2 protein-coding genes are annotated in these 3481 nt (G+C 66.7%); both read left to right on the top strand.

Annotated elements, in window-relative coordinates; all coding sequences use genetic code 11:
* Positions 1-685: 685 nt before the first annotated feature.
* The gene (istA, locus tag ACFRCG_RS48295; protein WP_380043037.1) at positions 686-1945 is read left to right on the top strand and encodes an IS21 family transposase; all 1260 of its coding nucleotides are present in this window, start codon (positions 686-688) and stop codon (positions 1943-1945) included.
* Positions 1942-2748 carry an IS21-like element helper ATPase IstB gene (gene istB / locus ACFRCG_RS48290; RefSeq protein ID WP_380043036.1) on the top strand — a complete coding sequence of 269 codons (807 nt, stop codon included), beginning with the start codon at positions 1942-1944 and terminating at the stop codon, positions 2746-2748. The genes istA and istB overlap by 4 nt, the downstream gene beginning before the upstream one ends.
* Positions 2749-3481: the final 733 nt, after the last annotated feature.

Below are 3481 nucleotides of genomic sequence, written 5' to 3'. Positions count from 1 at the left end.
AGTCCTCCGGAGTGCCTTCCGGAAGAGTCAGGTGCTTTCGACGGGCGTTGCGCCTTGGGTTGCGGGTGGCCAGTGCGGGGTTGGTCTGAGTCGGTGGTGTGCCGCCGCCGGCGTGCGGGGCTCCAAGCCCCGGGGCGCCCGACGAGACGGCCGCGTTGCTTGGCGGAAAACCGGCCGGCAGCAGGGGCGGGGGTGGGTGGTCGAGTCGAGTCCTCCGGAGTGCCTTCCGGAAGAGTCAGGTGCTTTCGGCGGGCGTTGCGCCTTGCGTTGCGGGTGGCCGGTGTGGCGCTGGTCTGAGTCGGTGGTGGGCCGCCGCCAGCGTGCGGGGCTCCAAGACCCGGGGCGCCCGACGAGACAGGCGCGTTGCTTGGCGAGAACCGGCCAGCAGCAGCGGGCAGGGAGGGCGGTCGAGTCGAGTCGCCGGGTGCCCTTCCCGGGTGGGTCGGGTGTTGCCGGCAGGCGGTGGCATGTGGGTTACGAAGGTTCACGAACCCGGATGGCGTGGCGTGCCGGAGCCTCGGTGTGCGAGAAAACCGCAGGTCAGTGCGAGCGGCGGCTGTTTCGGATGCCTCGGGATCCGGTTTCGACTCCCACTGGGCACTTTCGGTCTCCTCGTGTCGCTGGTTCCTGAAAACTGACCCCCAGGAGGTCTCCGAAAGTTGACCCCCTTGTTGATCATGAGGGGGTGCTAAAGGTGGAAGATTGGGCCGAGATACGTCGTCTGCATCGAGCGGAGGGCGTGCCCATCAAGGAAATCGCCCGGCGGCTCGGAGTGGCCCGGAATACCGTGCGGGCCGCGTTGAACTCGGACCGGCCGCCCAAGTACGAGCGGGCTCCGACGGGTTCGGTCGTCGACGCCTTCGAACCGCAAATCCGGGTTCTTCTGAAGGAATGGCCGAGGATGCCGGCCCCGGTCGTCGCGGAACGGATCGGCTGGCCGTACTCGATGTCGCCGTTGAGGAAGCGACTGGCCCTGCTGCGGCCCGAATATGTGGGCATCGACCCGGTGGGCCGTATCCGTTACGAGCCCGGTGGGATCACACAGTGCGATCTGTGGTTTCCCGAGACGAAGATACCGGTCACGGCCGGTCAGGAACGGATTCTGCCGGTGCTGGTCATGACGCTGGGGTTCTCTCGCTACTTGTCCGCGGCGATGATTCCGACCCGTCAGGGCGGCGATATCCTGTCGGGCATGTGGTCCCTGATCGGCGCGATCGGGCGAGTTACCAAAACACTGGTCTGGGACCGGGAATCCGCGATCGGCGGAACGGGTCGGGTGACCGCGCCGGCGGCGGCATTTGCGGGGACACTGGCCACCCGGATCCAGTTGGCGCCGCCGCGGGACCCGGAATACAAGGGCATGGTCGAACGGAACAACCAGTTCCTGGAGACCTCGTTCCTGCCCGGTCGCCGGTTCACCTCCCCGGCGGACTTCAACGGTCAGCTGTCGGAATGGCTGGTGCGCGCCAATTCCCGCACGGTCCGCTCGATTCAGGGCCGACCGGTCGACCTTCTGGAGACCGACTGTCTGTCGATGCTTCCGCTGCCGCCCGTCGTCCCACCGATCGGGCTGAACAATCGGATTCGTCTGCCGCGTGATTACCACGTCCGCATCGACACCGTCGACTACTCCGTGGACCCGGAGGTGATCGGCCGATTCGTGGACGTGATCGCGTCGCTGGAGGAGGTGACGGTGCTCTGCGAGGGCCGGGTCGTCGCTCGTCACCTCCGCTCCTGGGCCAGGCAGGCCGTGGTCACCGACGCCGCCCACGCGGCCACCGCCGTCCGGATGCGCCAGTCCTTCGCCCTGGAACGCCGGCGGCGCGAGGCCGCCACCCGGCATCACCCCGACGGCCACGCCGTCACACTGCGGGCTCTGCCCGACTACGACGCTCTTTTCGGTGTCGATTTCGATCCCACACCCACGAAAGTGAGCAACGAATGACCACCGCCGTCAAGGAGAGTTCGGGCCACAAGGACGGGCTTCCCTCGATGATTGCCTATCTCACCCGGGCGCTGAAGATGCCGACCATGGGTGCCGTCTGGGAAGATCTCGCCGCTCAGGCAAGGGACGAGAACTGGTCTCACGAGGAGTACCTTGCCGCCCTGTTGCAGCGACAGGTGGCGGATCGGGAATCGAAGGGAACGGTGATGCGGATTCGCACCGCTCACTTCCCGCAGGTCAAGACGCTGGAGGACTTCAATCTCGACCACTTGCCGTCGCTGCGGCGTGATGTTCTTGCGCATCTGGCGACCGGCACGTTCGTCGCGAAGGCGGAGAACGTGATCCTGCTCGGGCCGCCGGGACTCGGGAAGACACATCTGGCCATCGGGCTCGGCGTCAAGGCGGCTCACTCGGGATACTCGGTCCTGTTCGACACCGCGAGCAACTGGATTTCGCGTCTCGGAGAGGCCCATCAGGCCGGCCGTCTGGAAGCGGAGCTGAAGAAGATCCGCCGCTACAAGCTGATCATTATCGACGAGGTCGGCTACATCCCTTTCGACCAGGACGCCGCGAACCTGTTCTTCCAACTCATCGCGTCCCGTTACGAACAGGGCTCGGTCATGGTGACCTCGAATTTGCCGTTCGGGCGCTGGGGAGAAACCTTCTCGGATGATGTCGTGGCCGCCGCGATGATCGATCGCCTGGTCCATCATGCCGAAGTTCTGACTCTGACCGGTGATTCGTATCGCACTCGCCAGCGGCGCGAACTTCTCGCCAAGGAGAACCGCGCCAATCAGGGTTGAACCCGCCGCGGGGGGTTAACTTTCCGAGACCCGCAGGGGGTCAGTTTTCAGAGAGCGTTGACACCTCGACGGCCTTTGTGAGGTCGCAGCGCCCGAAGCGGGCTCCGATGGAGCGGTTTCGGTCCTTGTTCCGACGTTGAGGAGGTCGGAGCACACGAAACCGGCACTCGGCGCCTGACTTTCCGCCCCGATCCCACAAAACCGCAGGTCACGGAAGCGCGAAGCTCAAGACCACCCGCCGAGATCCGGTTTCGAACTCCAACCCCTCGCCGAACGCCCCCGAAACGCCCCGACCCCTCGGGAAGGCACTCCGGAGAACCCGGCCCGACTAACCTCCCCGCCCCTGCTGCCGGCCGGTTTTTCGCCGAGCAACGCGCCTGTCTCGTCGGGGGCTTCGGGTCTTGGAGCCCCGCACGCTGGCGGCGGCCCATCACCGACTCAGACCAGCGCCACACCAGCCACCCGCAACGCAAGGCGCAACGCCCGTCGAAAGCACCTGACTCTTCCGGAAGGCACCCCGAAGGACCCGACTCGACCGCCCTCCCCGCCCCTGCTGCCGGCCGGTTTTCCGCCAAGCAACGCGGCCGTCTCGGCGAGAGCCCCGGGCCTTGGAGCCCCGCACGCCGGCGGCGGCCCATCACCGACTCTGACCGGCCCCACACCGGCCACCCGCAACCCAAGGCGCCGCGCGCCGGAAACGCTTGACCCCCTCGGGAAGGCGCCCCGGAGGACC

It is taken from the genome of Embleya sp. NPDC056575 (genome assembly GCF_042793325.1).
GTDB lineage: Bacteria > Actinomycetota > Actinomycetes > Streptomycetales > Streptomycetaceae > Embleya.
This window is presented reverse-complemented; position numbering and strand designations above follow the sequence as displayed.

What these genes read in the sequence shown, in the direction of transcription:
- istB (WP_380043036.1), top strand. Translation starts at nt 1,942, where the DNA reads ATGACCACCGCCGTCAAGGAGAGTTCGGGCCACAAGGACGGGCTTCCC.